Annotated in this window: 15 protein-coding genes, 1 pseudogene and 1 other annotated feature; of the genes and pseudogenes, 11 read left to right on the top strand and 5 right to left on the bottom strand. The window is 26.5% G+C overall.

From position 1 onward, the window contains the following. The first annotated feature begins 397 nt into the window (after nucleotides 1-397). The 7 genes and pseudogenes from H9660_RS13265 to tnpA all read left to right on the top strand — a co-directional run bounded on the left by H9660_RS13265 (nucleotide 398) and on the right by tnpA (nucleotide 10,416). Nucleotides 398-1,984 carry a response regulator gene (locus tag H9660_RS13265; RefSeq protein WP_191750866.1) on the top strand — a complete coding sequence of 529 codons (1,587 nt, stop codon included), beginning with the start codon at nucleotides 398-400 and terminating at the stop codon, nucleotides 1,982-1,984. A gap of 8 nt (nucleotides 1,985-1,992) precedes the next feature. Beyond that, nucleotides 1,993-3,789: a sensor histidine kinase gene (locus tag H9660_RS13260; protein ID WP_191750865.1), complete on the top strand. Its 1,797-nt coding sequence runs from the start codon at nucleotides 1,993-1,995 to the stop codon at nucleotides 3,787-3,789. After that, entirely contained in the window at nucleotides 3,786-4,763 is a 978-nt protein-coding gene (locus H9660_RS13255; RefSeq protein WP_191750864.1) for a substrate-binding domain-containing protein, read from the top strand. The genes H9660_RS13260 and H9660_RS13255 overlap by 4 nt, the downstream gene beginning before the upstream one ends. 23 nt (nucleotides 4,764-4,786) lie before the next feature. After that, on the top strand, nucleotides 4,787-5,830 hold the full coding sequence (locus tag H9660_RS13250) for a substrate-binding domain-containing protein (protein ID WP_191750863.1): 1,044 nt from the start codon (nucleotides 4,787-4,789) through the stop codon (nucleotides 5,828-5,830). Nucleotides 5,831-5,912: 82 nt separating this feature from the next. Beyond that, nucleotides 5,913-6,147, top strand: a binding site (T-box leader). A gap of 195 nt (nucleotides 6,148-6,342) precedes the next feature. Further along, entirely contained in the window at nucleotides 6,343-7,650 is a 1,308-nt protein-coding gene (locus tag H9660_RS13245) for a dicarboxylate/amino acid:cation symporter (RefSeq protein WP_191750862.1), read from the top strand. 611 nt (nucleotides 7,651-8,261) lie between these two features. Next, nucleotides 8,262-9,761, top strand: coding sequence for a catalase (locus H9660_RS13240; RefSeq protein WP_191750861.1), 1,500 nt, complete (start codon nucleotides 8,262-8,264; stop codon nucleotides 9,759-9,761). A 196-nt stretch (nucleotides 9,762-9,957) separates the two neighbouring features. After that, nucleotides 9,958-10,416, top strand: a pseudogene (gene tnpA / locus H9660_RS13235) (IS200/IS605 family transposase). A gap of 225 nt (nucleotides 10,417-10,641) precedes the next feature. On the opposite strand, the gene H9660_RS13230 reads toward tnpA, so the two are convergent. Next, nucleotides 10,642-12,306: an FAD-dependent oxidoreductase gene (locus H9660_RS13230; RefSeq protein ID WP_191750860.1), complete on the bottom strand. Its 1,665-nt coding sequence runs from the start codon at nucleotides 12,304-12,306 to the stop codon at nucleotides 10,642-10,644. 261 nt (nucleotides 12,307-12,567) lie between these two features. Continuing rightward, nucleotides 12,568-13,131: an alkyl hydroperoxide reductase subunit C gene (gene ahpC / locus H9660_RS13225; RefSeq protein ID WP_191750859.1), complete on the bottom strand. Its 564-nt coding sequence runs from the start codon at nucleotides 13,129-13,131 to the stop codon at nucleotides 12,568-12,570. Nucleotides 13,132-13,373: 242 nt separating this feature from the next. Between ahpC and H9660_RS13220 the strand changes: the two genes are divergently transcribed. Next, a complete protein-coding gene (locus tag H9660_RS13220) occupies nucleotides 13,374-13,628 on the top strand; it encodes a TIGR04540 family protein (protein ID WP_191750858.1) in 255 nt (84 codons plus the stop codon). Nucleotides 13,629-13,935: 307 nt separating this feature from the next. On the opposite strand, the gene H9660_RS13215 is transcribed toward H9660_RS13220, so the two are convergent. The 3 genes from H9660_RS13215 to H9660_RS13205 form a co-directional block, all read right to left on the bottom strand. Then, complete coding sequence (locus tag H9660_RS13215; protein ID WP_191750857.1) at nucleotides 13,936-14,925, bottom strand: glycosyltransferase family 2 protein; 990 nt, start codon at nucleotides 14,923-14,925, stop codon at nucleotides 13,936-13,938. Nucleotides 14,926-15,083: 158 nt separating this feature from the next. After that, complete coding sequence (locus H9660_RS13210) at nucleotides 15,084-16,433, bottom strand: [Fe-Fe] hydrogenase large subunit C-terminal domain-containing protein (protein ID WP_191750856.1); 1,350 nt, start codon at nucleotides 16,431-16,433, stop codon at nucleotides 15,084-15,086. A 191-nt stretch (nucleotides 16,434-16,624) separates the two neighbouring features. Continuing rightward, nucleotides 16,625-17,215 (bottom strand): manganese efflux pump MntP, encoded by a 591-nt coding sequence (locus H9660_RS13205; protein ID WP_191750855.1) that lies wholly within the window; start codon nucleotides 17,213-17,215, stop codon nucleotides 16,625-16,627. Between the two features lie 578 nt (nucleotides 17,216-17,793). Between H9660_RS13205 and H9660_RS13200 the strand changes: the two genes are divergently transcribed. The 3 genes from H9660_RS13200 (at nucleotide 17,794) to H9660_RS13190 (ending at nucleotide 19,360) form a co-directional block, all read left to right on the top strand. Then, nucleotides 17,794-18,699, top strand: a complete 906-nt coding sequence (locus H9660_RS13200; RefSeq protein ID WP_191750854.1) for an AEC family transporter — start codon at nucleotides 17,794-17,796, stop codon at nucleotides 18,697-18,699. A gap of 123 nt (nucleotides 18,700-18,822) precedes the next feature. After that, on the top strand, nucleotides 18,823-18,996 hold the full coding sequence (locus H9660_RS13195) for a (2Fe-2S)-binding protein (RefSeq protein WP_191750853.1): 174 nt from the start codon (nucleotides 18,823-18,825) through the stop codon (nucleotides 18,994-18,996). Nucleotides 18,997-19,165: 169 nt separating this feature from the next. Next, nucleotides 19,166-19,360: a hypothetical protein gene (locus H9660_RS13190; protein ID WP_191750852.1), complete on the top strand. Its 195-nt coding sequence runs from the start codon at nucleotides 19,166-19,168 to the stop codon at nucleotides 19,358-19,360. The last annotated feature ends 43 nt before the right edge of the window (nucleotides 19,361-19,403 follow it).

Genomic DNA, 19,403 nt, shown 5'->3' with positions numbered 1-19,403 from the left:
TAGAGTTTACTTATAAAAGTAATAATATTCGTATTAGCTTTTATAATTTTATTATACGAGGAAAGTATAAAAAGTTATGACTTATTACTAACTATTTATACTTTCATTCCTTCAGTTTGCAAAGAGATACACATTGTATAACGGTGACTTGGAGCGTATGCGACGGAACAAGGAATATAATGTGTATCTCTTTTTTTAATTTAAATTATTTTGGGGTGAAGTATTTAAATATCATAGAAAGATGACTTTTAGTAGTAAGAGGGAATCTAGATATGATATTTTAATACTTTTTTTGTTGTAAAAATATTTTAAAAGTGTGATATAATTAATTTTGAAGAATTGGAATATTTTGTGAGAGGAAGTATATCTATTTAAATCTTATTTATAGGAGGGTATTATGGGATTATATAAATTAATGATTGTAGATGATGAAGAAGAAATAAGACTTGGAGTTATAAAGAAAATAAATTGGGAAGAATATGGATTTATAGTAGTTGGAGATGCTGAAAATGGAAAGGAAGCATTAGAAATTGCAGAAAAATTACATCCAGATGTAATAATGACAGATATAAAAATGCCATTTATGGATGGGTTAGAGCTTGGAAAAAGAATAGCAGATTTAATGCCATCCACAAAAATAATAATTTTTTCAGGGTCTGATGATTTAGAATATGCTCATCAAGCTATAAAAATTAATGTTGTTGAATATGTACTTAAACCTATTAATTCCATAGAACTTATTGAGGTTTTAAAAAGACTTAAAGAGAAGCTGGACAAACAGTATGATGATAAACGTAATATGGAAGTCTTGAAGAAGCATTATATAGAGAGTATTCCAGTAATAAGAGAACAATTTTTAATTGGAGCTTTGGAAGGTAGAATAACTAAAGAACAATGGAGAAATAATGAGAAGAAGTTAAATTTAGATTTTATAAAAGGATACCCAGTTGTAGCACTTATAAATATAGATAATACCTTAGAAGCTGAAGAAAATAGTTTGATTTTAATTTCTATAAAGAAAATTGTAGATGAAAATATGGAAGGCTCTTTTGAATTTGTAAGCTTTCCTTATTTAGATAAGATAGTGATTTTGTTATCTTTGCATGAAAAGGATAACATTACAAGGGTTATAAAGATATTAAATGAAATTTGTAAGATTTTTGAAAGTATTTTTAGTAGTACAATATCAGTAGGTATAGGTAGAATATGTGAAAGCATTAATGAAATAAGAAGTTCTTACAAAACAGCTCAAGGTGCTTTAGATTATAAGCCTATATTAGGTAATGGAAAAACAATATATATAGATGATTTAGAACATGATAATAATATACAAATTCAATTTGAAGAACAAGATGAAATAAAACTTTTAAATGCTATAAAGATTTCAAATGAAAAGGAAATAAGATTAGCAGTAGAAAATATATTTAATAAAATGGAGGAAACAGTTGTAACGTTAGATAAATACAGAATATATTTAATGGAAGTTCTTACAGCCATTCTAAAATTAATCCAAAGCTATAATATTGAAATCAATCTTGTTTTTGGAGATGAGTTTAATTTTTATAGTAATTTAGAAGAGTTTAATTCTATAGAAGAAGTAAAAAAATGGTTTATTGAAAAATCATTAATATTAAATGAAATAATAAAAAAAGAAAGAGTAAATTCATCCAAGCTATTAGTAGAAAAGGCAAAGGAATATATAAAAGATAATTATAGTGATTATGATCTTTCAGTTGAAAAACTTTGTTCTAAGATTCATGTAAGTCCCACTTATTTTTCAACTATATTTAAGAAAGAAACTGATATGAATTTTGTAAATTATCTTACCAATATAAGACTTGAAGAGGCTATAAAGTTACTAAATACAACGGATGATAAAACATATATAATTGCTAGCAAGATAGGATATCAGGAGGCAAACTATTTTAGTTATGTTTTTAAGAAAAAATTTGGAATATCACCTTCGAGATATAGAAAGAATTGAGATAATATATGATTAAATTAATAAAAGATAAATTATCACTTTATTATAAAAAGGCTAGCATTCAATATATAATTTCAATTTCATTTACCATAGTAGCTGTTATTGGAATGATAGTTGTAGGAGGAGCGCTTTATATAAGATTTTCTAACTCTACAGAAGAAATGATATCAAAAAATAACGAAACTATAATTGAACAGGTTAATTTAAATTTAGATAGTTACTTAAGAAATATGATGAAAATATCAGATACTATTTATTATAGAGCTATTAAAAAAGTAGATATGTCCATAAACAATATAGATAGAGAAATGGACTTAGTTTATGAAGCTAATAAAGATTATTTAATAAGTATTACATTATTTTCTGAATATGGAGAAATAATAGAATCTTATCCCTTAAATCAATTAAAAGCAAATATAGATCCAAGAGAAAATGATTGGTTTAAAAATGCAAGAAATAAGAAAGAAAATTTACATTTTTCAACTCCACATGTTCAAAACTTATTTTATGATCCTAATTATAAATATACATGGGTAGTATCTTTAAGTAGAGCTGTTGAAATAACTAAAAGTGGTAATACAAGTAGTGGAGTTTTATTAGTTGATATGAATTTTAGTGGGATAGAGCAAATATGTAAGAATGTTGAAGTAAGTAAAAATGGATATGTCTATTTAATAGATAGAGATGGAGAAATAATATATCATCCAAGACAGCAATTGATTTATTCTAATTTGATAAATGAAAATACTTATGAAGCAACTAAATACGAAGATGGAAATTATATAGAAAGTTTTGAAGGAAATAAAAGATTAGTTACGGTGAAGACTGTTGGATATACTGGATGGAAACTAGTTGCTATATCTCCAATGTCAGATATAACAGCAGATTATAATGAACTTAGAGTTTTTGCAATATTTATTATGTTATTTGCAATATTTATTTTAATATCTATAAATATGTTTGTATCTTCAAGAATAGCAAATCCCATTAGAGCTTTAGAAAAAAGTGTTAAGGAACTTGAAGATGGTGTAGGAAAATTAAATATACCTGAAAAAGGCTCTTATGAAATTCAGCATCTAGGAAAAGCAATTAAATCAATGGTAAAACAGATGAATCATCTTATGGATAATATTATGAAGGAACAAGAATCAAAAAGAAAAAGTGAATTAAATGCCCTTCAAGCTCAAATAAATCCTCATTTTTTATATAATACATTAGATTCTATAATATGGATGATAGAAAATGAAAATTATGATGGAGCTATTATAATGGTAACAGCATTAGCTAGATTTTTTAGAATTAGCTTAAGTAAGGGTAAAAATGTAATTACAGTAAAAGATGAATTAGAGCATGCTAGAAATTATTTAACTATACAAAATATAAGATATAAAAATAAATTTACCTATAATATAGAAGCTGAAGAAGATACATTAAATTTAACTAGTATAAAACTAATAATTCAACCACTTATTGAAAATGCTATTTATCATGGAATGGAGTATATGAGTGGTGATGGAGATATATTAGTCAAGTCCTATAAAAATGGAGAAAATTTATATATAGACATTATAGATAATGGATTAGGAATGACTCAAGAAGTTGCAGACAAGCTTTTGATATCTAATATTAGTAATCATCAAAAGAAAGGTTCTGGAATTGGATTAAGAAATGTTCACGAGAGAATTAAGTTGTATTTTGGTGATAAGTATGGATTAGAAGTTTATAGTGAGCCTGATGAAGGAACTACAATTAGAATTCATATGCCTTCTATAGAATTTGATAGTATTAAGGAGAATAAGTTATGAAAATAAGTAAAAAGTTAGTATTTATAATTTTATTTATATTACTTTTATCATACTCACTATTATTATTAAATGAAGGTAATAGTAAAAAGATTATTGTATATAATGTATCAGTAATAACAAGAGGGAAAAATAGTGATGCTTGGAGTAGAATGAAAGCCGGAATGGAACAAGCCACTTCAGAAATGAATGTAAATTTAAATTTTATATCTTTACTTGAAGAAAATAGTTCTTCTGAACAAAAAGATATATTAGAGAGAGAAATGAATTCTAAGACTGATGCTATAATTATTTCACCAGCAGACTATACTGAACTTTCTTCTCTAATTGAAAATATAAATAAAAAAATTCCAATAGTTTTGTTTGAATCTAAAATAGATACCAAACAAAATATTCCATATGTTTCTTGTGATAACTATGAGCTAGGTAAAATTTTAGCAGAAGAAGTAATTAAAAATGGAAATACTAGAAGTAATATCGGTATTATAAAAAGCAATTTATCTTATAGTAGTACAAAGGAAAGATATGATGGATTTATACAAGAAATAAGCCAAAGTAAAAATTCCTATGAATTAATTGAAATACCTTTAGAAGACTCAGATTTATACAATAAAATTAAATCATTAATGGAAGAAAATAAATTTGATGTAATAGTTTCTTTTGATACTAATACATTAGAATCTATAGGAAAAGCAAAGAAATATGTATTAAATAATATTAAAACAAAAGTTAATAATATTGAACTATATGGGACTGGGTGTACAAGCGCTGTTATTTCATTAATTGAAGAGAATATTATAAATTCAATTTCTATGCAAAATGAGTTTAATGTTGGATATTTAAGTGTTAAAAGCGCTGTTTTAAAAATAGAAGGAAAGAAAAAGAATAAAACAGTAAATATTACGTCAACTATAATTAATAGTAGAAATATGTATTTTAAGGAAAATCAAAAGTTACTGTTTCCTATAATAAGATAAATTTTATTTTACAGGAGGGTATTGTGAAAAAGGGGAGTAAAATTTTCAATGTGCTTGGATTAATGTTAATGTCTACTCTAATTGTGAGCTGTAATGAAAATATTTCTAATAATAAAAATGATGAGATAAAAATAGGGATTACTTTATATAGACAAGATGATACTTTTATTTCTAGTATTTCAAGTAATTTAGAAGAAATATCTAAAGAAAATGGGGATAATTTTAATAAGAATATAGTACTTGAATTTGTAGATGCTAAGGCTAGTACTATAAATCAAGGAAATCAAGTAGACAAATTTATAAAACAAGATTACGATGTTATTTGCGTTAATTTGGTTGATAGAACTGCAGCAGCAACAATTATAGATAAGGCAAAGTCAGCAAATATTCCAGTAATTTTTTTCAATAGAGAACCTGTAGAAGAAGATATGAATAGATGGGATAAGATATATTATGTGGGAGCTCAAGCAGAACAATCAGCAAGACTTCAAGCAGATATAGTGGCAGAAGAGTGGCTTTCTAATAAGAATTATTATGACAAAAATAAGGATGGAAAGATTCAATATGTTATGATAGAAGGGGAGCCAGGGCATCAAGACACATTAATAAGAACTGAATATTGTATTAAAGCTTTAAATGAAATGGGATTTCAGCTAGAAAAATTAGCAGACGATACTGCCAACTGGCAAAGTGATCAAGCTAATAGTAAGATGAATCAGTGGATAAAGGAATTTGGAGATGACATAGAAGTTGTTTTTAGTAATAATGATGTTATGGCTTTAGGAGCTATTTATGCAATTAATTCAAATAGTAATATAATAAGAAAACCAATAGTTGTTGGTGTAGATGGTATAAAAGAGGCCATAGAATCAATAAAAATTAGAGATATGACGGGAACAGTTATAAGTGATGCAAATGCACAGGCACAAGCTATTTGGGATATAGCCATTAATTTAGCTAATGGAATCTCACTTGAAGATGTAATAGGTAGTGAAAGAGAAAAATATAAAAAGATACCCCACACAAAAGTAACAATAGATAATATAAATGAATTATCAAATGAATAAATAAGTACTATTTAAAAGATATAATTTTTTATTGACAAGAAAATAAATGGTGCTATAATTAAATCATAGTATTCCGATATGATTAAAAACAATGAAGAGGGAAAGTAGTTAATGCAATTATTTCAGAGAGGACTAGGTTGCTGTAAATAGTCTATAATTAAGTTAATGAAGTGCACCTTTGAGTTTAATTCTTGAATTAAGTAGGGAATTATGGGTTCTCCCATTATAGAGATTAGGTATTATCAGTACTGAAAATGAGATGGATATTTTATATCTAATCAGAGTGGAACCGTGGAAGTTAATCTTCTGCCTCTGTAATACAGAGGCAGAAGTTTTTTTATTTTCAGAAGATATTTTATGATTAAATAATTATAGAATTTTACTCCATTCTAATGGACAAGCTAAATATTACTAAGGTTTAATTGAAAAATATTAGATTATATTTGTGCATCTTTATTCGGTAAAAATAAAAACAATATTCAAATAGAAAATATAAAATAGGAGGAAATAATATGAATATAAACATTAGTTTAAATTTAATTTTAGCAATAATACTATCAATAGTTGCATTTTATGTGATTTATTTAGTAAAGTCAAAAACAGGTAAATTTTCTTATTCTACATTAACAGGCTTAACAATAGGTTTAGTTTTAGGAGTAATATTCAAAGAGAACATTACTTTCTTAGAAGTAGTAGGTAAAGGATATATATCATTAATTAAAATGATTGTAGTACCATTAGTTATGGTTTCTATAATAACAAGTATAATAAGACTTAAAAACTTAGACACTTTAAAGTCAATAGGATTAAAAACAATAGGAATATTGCTTGGAACAACAGGAATAGCAACGATAATTGGCTTGATAATTGGTAGATTATTCAACTTAGGAAAGGGATTAAATTATGTTGGAGTAGAAGAATTTACAGCAAGAGAAATACCTGCATTTTCAAAGGTATTATTAGATTTCTTGCCATCTAATCCAGTAGCTTCAATAGTTAATAATCAAATTATACCTATAGTAATATTTTCTTTATTTATAGCAATAGCTTTAGTTATTGAAGATAATAAAAATCCAGAGAAGGTTAAAGCTTTTAAAGATGTAATATTATCTACTTATGAATTAGTATTAAGTATAACTAGAATAATTTTACAATTCATACCTTATGGAGTTTTTGCCTTAATTACTACTGCAGCTGCAAGCAATGGAATAGATACAATAAAATCTTTAATAGCAGTAATACTTGCAGTATATATAGCTTGTGCATTACAAATAGGTTTAGTTCATAGTTCTTTAATAGCATTTGTAGCTAGAAAAAATCCAATAAAATTCTTTAAGGATATAGCTCCAGCTCAAGTAGTTGCATTTACAAGCCAAAGTAGTTATGGAACTTTACCTGTAACTATTAAGAGTTTAATAGAAAATGCTAAAGTTTCTGAAAATGTAGCAAGCTTTGTAGCACCACTTGGATCTACTATAGGGATGAATGCTTGTGGAGGATTATATCCTGCAATAGTAGCTATATTTGTAGCAAATGTATTTAATTTGGATTTAACTATGTATCATTATTTCCTAATAGTTATCACAACTGTTATTTCATCTATAGGTATAGCAGGGGTACCAGGAGCAGCTACTATGTCTACAACAGTAGTATTATCAACAGTTGGACTACCTATAGAAGGTATGGCAATGGTAATGGCAGTAGATGCTATAATAGACATGATGAGAACAATGACTAATGTAACTGGATCAGCAGTAGCAGCAGTTGTTGTAGATGAAACAGAAAAAAGAAAAAAACAAAGAATAAAAGCAAAAGTTTAATAGTATAAAGAAATCTTTTGTTAATTATAAATATAGTTTAAAAAGAGCCTTATAAACTTTCCTTGATAAAAGGGACAGTAGTTTATAAGGCTCTTTTTATTCGTTAGGAAATTATATATATGGCAAGTTTTGGATAATTTCATCAGAGTAGTAAATTTTTAGTGTGAGAATTGGAGTTTTTATAATTTTCTTCCTTCAGTTTGCAAAGAGATACACATTGTATGACGGTGACTTGGAGCGCATGCGACGGAACAAGGAATATAATGTGTATCTCTTTTTTTATAATGTCAGTTTTAATGTGTTAAAATATCGTATAAAGGTCGCTTGGAGCCTAGATATTATACTTTAATACTTTTTATTTTAACATTAATAAATACTATTTTTAAGTAAGAATATTATTATTAAAGTAATTTGGATATTGAAATATATTATATTAGTTAAGATAAAAATTAGCAAAATATACTTAAAATTTTGGTTAAATGTATTGAAAAAATTGGTTAAATATATTGTTAAATTTAGCAAAATAGTGTATAATACTAATTATTAAATAATAATTAGTATTTAATAATAATTATTATTATTTATTTTATTAAATGGATGGGAGGATTTTTATGAATAAAAGATTAACGACTGCTGCAGGCGCTCCTGTAGGTGACAATCAAAATGTACTTACTGCAGGTAAAAGAGGACCTATGGTTATGCAAGATGTCTGGTTTCAAGAAAAACTTGCTCACTTTAATAGAGAGGTGATTCCTGAAAGACGTATGCATGCAAAAGGTAGTGGTGCATTTGGGACATTTACAGTTACACATGATGTAACTAAGTATACAAAAGCAAAGGTATTTTCAGAAATTGGAAAGAAGACTGAAGTATTTGCTCGTTTTTCTACAGTTGCAGGTGAGCGTGGTGCTGCTGATGCTGAGCGTGATATAAGAGGCTTTGCATTAAAATTTTATACTGAGGAAGGAAACTGGGATTTAGCTGGTAATAATACACCTGTATTCTTTTTAAGAGACCCACTTAAGTTTCCAGATTTAAATCATGCTGTAAAACGTGATCCGAGAACAAATATGCGTTCTGCACAAAATAATTGGGATTTTTGGACACTTTTACCTGAGGCGTTTCATCAAGTAACAATTGTAATGAGTGATAGAGGAATTCCTGCGACATACCGTCATATGCATGGCTTTGGTAGTCACACTTATAGTTTGATAAATGATAAAAATGAAAGAGTATGGGTTAAATTCCACTTAAAAACTCAACAAGGAATAAAGAATTTAACTGATGAAGAAGCGGAAGAATTAATTGGAAAGGATAGAGAAAGTCATCAAAGAGATTTATATGAAGCAATTGAACGTAAAGAATATCCAAAATGGAAAATGTATTTTCAAATTATGACTGAAGAACAAGCTAGAAATCATAAGGAAAATCCATTTGATTTAACAAAGGTTTGGAGTAAAAAGGAATATCCATTAATTCCAGTTGGAGAACTTGAACTTAATAGAAATCCAGAAAACTATTTTGCAGAAGTTGAACAAGCTGCTTTTAACCCTGCAAATATTGTTCCAGGAATAGGACTTTCACCTGATAAGATGTTACAAGGTAGATTATTTGCTTATGGTGATGCACAGCGTTATCGTTTAGGAGTAAATCATATGTCTATTCCAGTAAATGCGCCTAAGTGCCCAGTTTCATCATATCATAGAGATGGTGCTATGCGTGTTGATGGAAACTATGGATCAACTAAGGCATATGAACCAAATAGCTTAGGGTTATGGCAAGATGATAATTCCTTTAATGAACCAGCACTTATGATTAGTGGAGATATGGATCATTATAATCCTCATAATGATTTAGATGATGATTGCTTCTATCAAGCAGGTGATTTATATAGATTAATGACTGAGGATAAAAGAGCAATTCTTATTGAAAATACAAAAAGAAATATAGCTCCAGTTACTGAAAATATAAAATATCGTCATGCGGCACATTGCTATCTTGCAGATAAAGAATATGGTAAAAGAATGACAAAGGCATTAAATCTAAACTTAGATCGTGTAATAGAGCTTTCAAAAATGAATCATAAAGAGAGATTTAAAGCAACAATGTAGTGCTTTATAGAAAATAAAAAGATACTATTCGTCTATGATTGCGAAATAGTATCTTTTTTTATTGTATTTAGAATACCACAGGTTAGACTTGTGGTTCCGGAAAGCTTTTAGCTATGAGTAGAAAAAATAAAACCTCCAATGTAAAATAGTAGTAGGTTTGCCGACCACAACTATATACAGAGGAGGTATATCCAAAATGGATAATAACAGTTTAGCACATAGTAAATGGAATTGTAAATATCATATAGTATTTGCTCCGAAATATAGAAGACAAGTAATTTATGGTAAGATAAAGGCGGATATAGGAGCAATACTTAGAAAATTATGTGAACATAAAGGCGTAGAAATAATAGAAGCTAATGCATGTAAAGATCATATACATATGCTTGTAAGTATACCACCTAAATTAAGCGTATCTCAATTTATGGGTTATCTAAAGGGAAAAAGTTCATTAATGATTTTTGATAGACATGCAAATTTAAAATATAGATATGGTAATAGATAATTTTGGTGTAATGGATATTACGTTGATACAGTTGGGCGTAATAAAAAAGTCATAGAAGAATATATAAGAAATCAAATACAAGAAGATTTAGCTTATGAGCAAATGAGTTTAAAAGAATATATAGACCCATTTACGGGTGGTCCTGATTAAGTTTAATTATAGAGTATCAATAAAAATTATGTAAAAACATTAGTTTTAGATAACCTATACTTTTTTATTATTTAACTAGAGATGTAAAAAGAATATTAACTGTTAATACTATAAATTATATTGGTAAATTTAAATTAAAAAAGAGATATATATTATATGAAATCAACTGGAAGTAAGTATAATATTTATCTCTTTTTTATTTACTTTATTTAGTTTTGATACTTTCTACTTCAATAAGTTAACTATTTCTTCAAGTTTCTTACCACCAAAGTAAACTTTTGAATCATTAACTATTATTGCAGGAACACTCATTATCTTATGTTTATCTTTTAATTCAGGGAAATGAGATAAATCTAGCATTTCTGTTTCTACATTAGGGTTTTCTATAGCAATTCTTTGTGCAGCCATAACTACATCAGGGCATACATGACAAGAAAGTGATACTCCAACTTTAATATTTAATTTCTTATCAATAGATTTAATATCATTTAAAACTGATTCACTTATTTGTTGACCAGGTCCAGCTACATTATACATAGCTATAAGGAATGAATTTAATTCATGTCCACCAGGAACTCCATGGAATTTAACTCCAGTATATTCGCCAGATTTATTTAATATAGCTACTATTGGGAATTTATCAGCATGGATTTTAGCTTCCATATCAGGATTTTCACCTTTTTTATAAATTTCAGCATTTACCTTATCACCTAAATCAGCAATGTCTAAAACTAAATCTCTCAATTCTAGAGAGTTTTTATTACTTTCATCTACAATAGAAACTAAAGAAATATTATTTTCAAATCTAGCTAAAACTCCTTGAATTTGACCTCTTAAAGCGTCATTTAATAGAGCACTCTTACCAGGCTTTGTATTAGGGGAAACTGGTACTTCCTTCTTAGCTTCTACTTTTTCTTCTTCTATATATTCATCAACTATTCCAAGTCTTTCTTTTTCGGATGCTACATATCTTTCAGCAGATGTTGCGGCAATAGCACCATCAGAAACAGCTGTAATAACTTGTCTTAACATTTTAGGTCTTAAATCACCAGCTGCATAAACGCCTTTTATATTAGTTTCCATATTTTCATCAGTTAATATATAACCCCATCTATCCATTTCAATTTTTCCTTTAAATACATCTGTTTGAGGTTGATATCCAACGAATACAAATATACCAAAAGTTCCATCTTCTTTTGGTGGATGGTATTCTGATGTTTCAGTAGTTACATTATTAATTAATTTTACAGATCTTAATACATCATCACCAATAGCCTCTACAACTTCAGTATTAAATCTAATTTCTATATTTTTATTAGCTTTAACTTTATCTCCAATTGATTTAGCACAAGTAAAGTCAGGTTCTCTTGCTATTATAATTACCTTCTTAGCAAATCTAGTAAGATAGATAGCTTCTTCAGCAGCAGCAAAACCAGCACCAATAACAAGAACTTCTAAGCCTTTAAAGAATTCACCATCACAAGTAGAGCAGTATGCAACACCTCTACCACCATATTCAATTTCTCCAGGGAAACCTAATTTTCTTGGAGAAGCACCAGTAGCAATAATAACAGATCTTCCTTCAATATCTCCTGAATTAGTTTTAATTACTTTAATTTCATTATCTAAATCAACATCAACTACATCAGCAGTTTTAAATTTAACACCAAAATTTTCAGCTTGAATTCTCATTTGATTAGTAAGGTCAGGACCAGTTGTTTTAACTATACCAGGGTAGTTTACAACTTCAGCAGTAGTATTTATTTGACCACCAGTATGTTCCTTTTCAATTATTAATGTTCTAAGTTTTGATCTTCCTGCATATAAACCAGCTGATAAACCAGCAGGACCACCACCAATTATAATTAAATCATAAATATTTTTACTCATATATACCTCCTAAAGATAATTTTTTATTTCATAGGAAATTATAAAAATGCTACTTTATAAATAAGTTTTATAATTTCTTTCATTTAGTTTATAAGGAGATAAACATTGTATTATAAGGATTTAGAGAACATGAGACTGAGAAAAGATACAATGTTTATTTCTTTTATGTATTATTAGATAATAATTATTATCCGTTGGTGTTTAAAAAAATAGCGAGTTTCCTCGCTAAATTTTTAAACAATTAATATTTTATGTTATCTATTATAGTTTTCCAACTAAGTCTAAGCTAGGTGTTAATGTTTCAGCACCTGGAGTCCAGTTAGCTGGGCAAACTTCATCACCGTGTTCTCTTACGAATTGAGCAGCTTGAACTTTTCTTAATAATTCTTCAGCGTTTCTACCAATTCCGTTTTGGTGTACTTCGTAAGCTTGAATTATACCATCTGGATCAACTATAAATGTTCCTCTTAATGCAAGACCTTCTTCTTCGATAAGAACTTCAAACATTCTTGCAAGTTTACCAGTTGGATCTGCTAACATTGGGTATTTAATTTTTCCAATTGTTTCAGTTGTATCGGCCCATGCCTTATGAACAAAGTGAGTATCTTCTGATACTGAATAAATTTCAGCTCCAACTTCCTTGAATTTATCATAATGATCTGCTAAATCTCCTAATTCTGTTGGGCAAACAAATGTAAAGTCTGCTGGATAGAAGAAGAATATTGACCATTTACCTTCTAAATCTTCTCTTTTTACTTCTACGAAGTTTCCATTGTGATATGCTTGAACTTTAAAATCTTCTATTTTCTTTCCTATTAATGACATTTTCTTTCCTCCTAAAATCTTTTTAATATTCTTTATGTATTAATAATAATTATTATTTAATAATTTGTCAACATGTTTTAAAGAAAATACTGAAAATTTTTATAAATTATTGTAAATGAAGTTAGAATTAAATGTTGAAAATAAATATATAATATTAAATAAAATTGTAATATTGGTTGTATATAATGTATATTTAGTATAGAATATATTTAAAGTTAGATTTTCTAGGGAGGTTTATATTCTTGAATAAGGGTGGAATTAGACTATATTATAAAAATCAAGAGGAACTTAGTTATGCTTTAAGAAACTACATAGATGATTATTTTGAAGGAAATATAGAAGATGAAACTTTAGATGAAAAAATCTATATGGTTATACAAGCTAATAAGAATAAATTCTATAAAGATAATGAAATTGCAAAGAAACCAAAACAAATATTAGGTAAAACAAGATTAAATGTTTTGGAGCAAATTTTAGAAAAGAATGAAAATAAATAAAATAACAATTAATTTTCAAAATATTCAGAAATTAAGAATGGGTTTTAATATATTAATTAAATAGAGTTTATTATAAAGGAAGAGAAAAGTCTCTTCCTTTATTTATGCATAGGAAAGTATAAAAAGTTATGCCTTATTATTAACTATTTATACTTTCATTCCTTCAGTTTGTAAGTGTTAAAATATCATAGCAAGGTGACTTGGAGCTTGCGACGGAACCTGGATATGATACTTTAACACTTTTTTATTTTTTGAGATTATAAAAATATTATTCACATAGTAATATTTTATACTTTTTTTATTTAGTTTATTTTAATGAAAGTATGGAGAAGCCAAAGAATTCTGGAATTAAATTATTTTCTTTATCATTAATTAAAGTAAAATAATATGAATATTCATTACTTGGATAACTTAAATAAGTTTTAAAATATTCTTTTGATAAATTAAATTCATCTAATTTACGATAACATTGACTTAGAAGAAAATAAATTTCTCTAGTAAGATTATATTTTATTGAAAAGTTTTCTCCTATTAAAATTGCTTTAGTATATTTTTTTTGATAATAATAAGACTTTACTATTAAAAGTGTTAGATAACTATTTATTAAAGTATTATTATTCAAATTAAGTGCTTTTAAATAATTAGTTGCAGCTAAGTTGTATTTTTTTAATAAGTAATATTCATTTCCAACATTATAGTAATATAAGTAATCCTTATCTTTATCAGAAAATGAAAAATAAATATCTAAATTTCTATTACAACGCTCTGTAAGAGTTTTATTAGTGTAATCAAATCCATAATTATAAATTATATAGTTAGTAGTTTTAATTCTATTTTCATAGTTTTTGTATTTTGAATTTAAAAGTTTTTCGTTTATATTTCCAGAAAAATAAAAGTTACAATTATTTTTTATTATACGAAGAGTAGACTTAGCAACATAAGGTTTATTATTAATTACATTAATAAGCTTTAACTTTATACCTATAAAATCTAAGCTACTTAATGATTTCTTTATTTCATAAATTTGAGAATTATCTAAGCATTCATCAGAATCTATATATAAAATCCAATCCTTTGATGCCATTTCTAAAGATTTATTTCTAGCAGAGCTAAAATTATTTTGCCAAGGAAATTTTACTATTTTAGCATTATATTTTTCAGCAATAGGTATGGTATTATCTTTAGATCCAGTGTCTACCAATATTATTTCATCAGCAATATCTTTTATACTTTCTAAGCATTTTATTAAGTTTTTTTCTTCATTTTTAGAAATTATACAAACGCTTAAGGTATTCAAATTAAAATTTCCTCTCATAAATTTTTTTACATTATAGAATATGATAGTAATTAAATTTATGATAATAATAGAAAAATAGATATTACTAGTAATTTCTACTTTAAATTACTTTATAAAGGGGATTTTATTAAAAATAAGCATAATATGATAAGTAGTAATTAAAATTTTCTGTGGAAAATACTTGTTTTATTATCATCTTCAAAATCCTTTAATGATGTTATACCAATTATATTTAGAACATTATCTAAAGTAGAACTATGGGTTGCAATTTTTATTGGAGAACTTAAGGCTAAATTATCCACAGATAATTTTCCTTTCTCTTTTGAAATAAGAGCTTTGGGGCCACCAACGCAACCACCAATACATCCCATTCCTTCAATAAAATTAGCTTTAACTTCTTTACTTAGAGCCTTATTTAAAATTTCTTTACAACCTTTAACTCCTTCAGCCTTAACAGATTTAAATAGTTTAGCCTTTTCAGGATATAACTCTTCAATAGCTTCATAAACAGCAGTAGAAACGCCACCAGTACGAGCATATAATCGGCCACCTCGAGAAGCATACTCTTTAGTTGGAATACCTTCTAGTGTGCTTGGATTTATGTCTAAAGCTTTAAAGATATTATCTAATTCTTCAAAGGTCAGTACAAAATCTATATCTCCAGCTAAATCTTTTTCTTTAGCTTCAGCTTTTTTTGCAATACAAGGACCAATAAAAACTACTTTAGCCTCAGGATTTAATTCTTTTATAATTCTACCTGCACCAATCATAGGAGATACAGAAGGGGATAAATCAGGAACTAATTCGTTATATACTTTTTTTAACATACCAACCCACATTGGACAGCAACATGAAGTTATCATTAAATCATCAGGGCCATTTACATGTCTATTAAATTCAACAGCTTCTTTTATAGTTATCATATCAGCAGCAAAGGCTACTTCGATCATATCTTTAAATCCAACCTTAATTAAAGCAGCTCGTAATTGATCTAGAGAAACATTTTCACCAAATTGACCAATAATTGCTGGAGCTACAGCTGCAATAACAACTTCATTATTTTTTATTAAATCAGCAATAGGAAGAAAATCGATTTTATCTAAAATCTTTCCTTCTTTACAAGAATCAATACATAAACCACATCCAACACAAGAGTCATAATTTATATAAGTAGTTTTATTGTCTTTATCATACAATATTGCATTAAAAGGGCAACTTAACTGACATTTATGTTTTCCATTTTCATCTTCTTTACAATTAATACTGCAACTTTCAAGCTTTTCAATTAATTTTTTGTTTACAGAATAATTAGTAATAGCCTTTTTTATGTTGTATACGTAGTTATTATCAAATTCTATAGATACTCCACAAAGTGATGTTATAATCTTAAAAGTTTCCTGAGGTGAAATTTCATGGCATACCATAATTCTTGATAAAGTTTTATCAAAATTTCCATCATAATAAGATTTAACTAAAGAGTCAAAGAGATCATTATATTTACTATGCACTTTTACACCACCTAAAAATTATTTGTATATATTATTAATATCCTATATTAGTAAATAATATTATAAATTTTTGTTAGAATTAAAAATAAAGAATATAGCAAAATAAGAGGCTAAATAAATAAGCCTCTTATTGTAGAATGTAAAAGATACATTTTTTGTGTAATATCATTATTCCTAGTAATTTAGAATAATTAAGCTAATCCAGATAGATGTTCAATTAATATTTTAAGTCCTATAAATATTAAAATAATACCTCCAAATAATTCAGCGTAATTTTGAAAGATACTTCCTATTTTTTTACCAAGAAAAACAGCAAAGAAACATAATACAAATGTTGTTAATCCAATGATTATGATTGATGGAATTATACTTGTATTTAAAAATGCAAAGCTAACTCCAACAGCTAAAGCATCAATACTAGTTGCAATAGCTAGAACTGTTAATTTCTTATAACAAAAATCATCTCTTTCACATTCAGTAGGAACATCATCATCTCCACCATGTCTAAGTTCCTTAATTGATTCAATTAACATTTTTCCACCTATAAAACCTAGTAAAATAAAAGCTATCCAATGGTCTATAGATTTTATATAGCCTTCAAAATAAGTTCCAATCCACCAACCAAGCAGTGGCATAAGTGCTTGGAACCCACCAAATAAAAAGGCAACTCTAAAAGAATATTTTGCTTCATTATCCTTTAGACAAAAACCTTTAGCTAGAGAAACAGCAAAGGCATCCATAGATAAACCTAAGCCAGTCATAAAAATTGAAATTAAACCCATAATATGTACTCCTTTTTATAGAATTTATTTATAAAATTATAAAAATGTAATTTTAAAAATAGCTTTTTATAATTTTTGTACTTATTTTTTAGTGTTAAAATATTATAGAAAGATTAATTGTAATTTTAGATGAAATCTCTATATGATATTTTAACGATTTTTATTAGAATTTATAAGTTTTATATATCTTGAACAAATAAAAGGAGACTTATACGTAGCAAAGCTACGCATAAGTCTCGTTATTTAATATTAAGCCAGAACTGTGTTCAATATGTTGACTTAATAACTCTTACTAAATTAGAGCTAACTACTCCCTTATACAAAGTATTCTAATATATAATAGCAAATAATAAAAATACTATCAATAAATAATTTTTTAATTATCAAATCTATCAACATTAAATAATTCGAAATCAGGCTCAATTTTAATTCTATTAATTAATCATTTTATTTCCTCCAAAAAATTATTATAAATATTATTAATCTTTTGAACTAAATTTATACTAAATGATATAATAAAGTAAATTACTGGTTTAAAAGGGATGTATAATATAAAAGGGAGATTTATAGGTGGTAGAATGATTGTATTAAAAGAAATTATGTCCTTGTTTTTAATAATTTTAATAGGGGTATATAGTAAAAAAAGAAAAATAATTAATGAGGAAATAAATTTTGGATTAAGAAAAATATTATTAGAAATAACACTTCCATTACTAATTATTAATTCATTTAACTTTAGCTTTCAAGATGAAATGAAAAGTAATGTATTAATATCACTTATTTATAGTGTAGCTTTTTTTGTTGTTGGAATTATTGTGTCCTATATTTGTTTAATTCCAATAAAGAGTGATAAAAAGAAAATATTACATTTTGCTAATATATTTCCTAACTGTGGATTTGTAGGCTTTCCAATTATAAATAGTTTGTTTGGAGCAGAGGGAATGATTTATGGATCAATATTTAACACAGTATTTAATATTTTTCTTTGGACATATGGAGTTATTATTTTTTCAAATAAAGTAAGCAAGAGTAATATTAAGAAGATATTTTTAAATCCTTCAATAATAGCGGTTTATATAGGGATTTTCATGATGATTTTTAACATTAAGCTTCCATCATTTATATTAGAATCAACTAAATTAGTAGGAAATATGACAACGCCTATTTCTATGATGATTGTAGGAGTTATGCTGGCAGATGTTAAAGTAAAAGATATATTTAAGCAAGGAACTATATATTATGGTTCAATAATTAAGTTAATAGTAATTCCAATTAGTTTATATTTTATAAAATTATTATTGAAAGATAATTCAACAATAATTAATACTATAATATTAATTCAAGCAATGCCAGCAGCAACAATGACAACAATTTTTTCTATAGATTTTAATAAGGAAAAGGAATATTCTGCTATAGTAGTATTTATATCTACTTTACTATCAATAATAACTATACCAATAATGGTCAGATTTATTATTAATTAGGATTAATTTTTAAATAATATCTTTTATTTATTATGAAAATATTATATAATTGTAATAAGCTATTATAAAAAAGTTATTTATGTAAATAATAATAGTGATAATTTAGAAATTGAGGTGTAAGACATGGATTTAATTTGCTTATGTAAAGGCGTAGAAAAAGACGTAATAGTTAAGGCTGTAAAAGAAGGCGCAGATACATTTGAAAAAGTTCAAGAAGCTACTGGAGCAGGTACTGGCTTCTGCAACGCAGGTAGATGTAGAAAGAAAATAGAAGCTTTAATAGAAGAAAATAAATAAGCATATAAGAGTTGGAAACAACTCTTTTTTTTGTGCTTTTGAACTAAAAAAAGGCTTTATTTCTTAAGATTTAATTAAATACATCAAAATTGGTATAAAATGTAACCAAAATGACAATAATTCATTCTATAATATATGTATAGGAAATTTTAGAAAGGAGGTAGGAATTATGCTAAGAGTAGATAGAAATAAACATTGTAGTCTTAATAAATCTGTAAGAGAATTATTTTATATGAAACAAAATATAAATAATTCACGAAGTTATAGTGAAGAAGAAAAAATACATCTTACTAGAAAAATTGAAAGAGATATCTATAATATTTGGGAAAAAGCAAAGTATGATTTAGAAGTAAGAAAAGTATAAGTTATTTTTATATTAATTCTTAAATAATTATAGAGGAGTATAT

It is taken from the genome of Clostridium gallinarum (genome assembly GCF_014836325.1).
Lineage (GTDB): Bacteria > Bacillota > Clostridia > Clostridiales > Clostridiaceae > Clostridium > Clostridium gallinarum.
The sequence above is the reverse complement of the archived record's forward strand: the minus strand, read 5'-3'. Positions and strand labels throughout refer to the sequence as shown.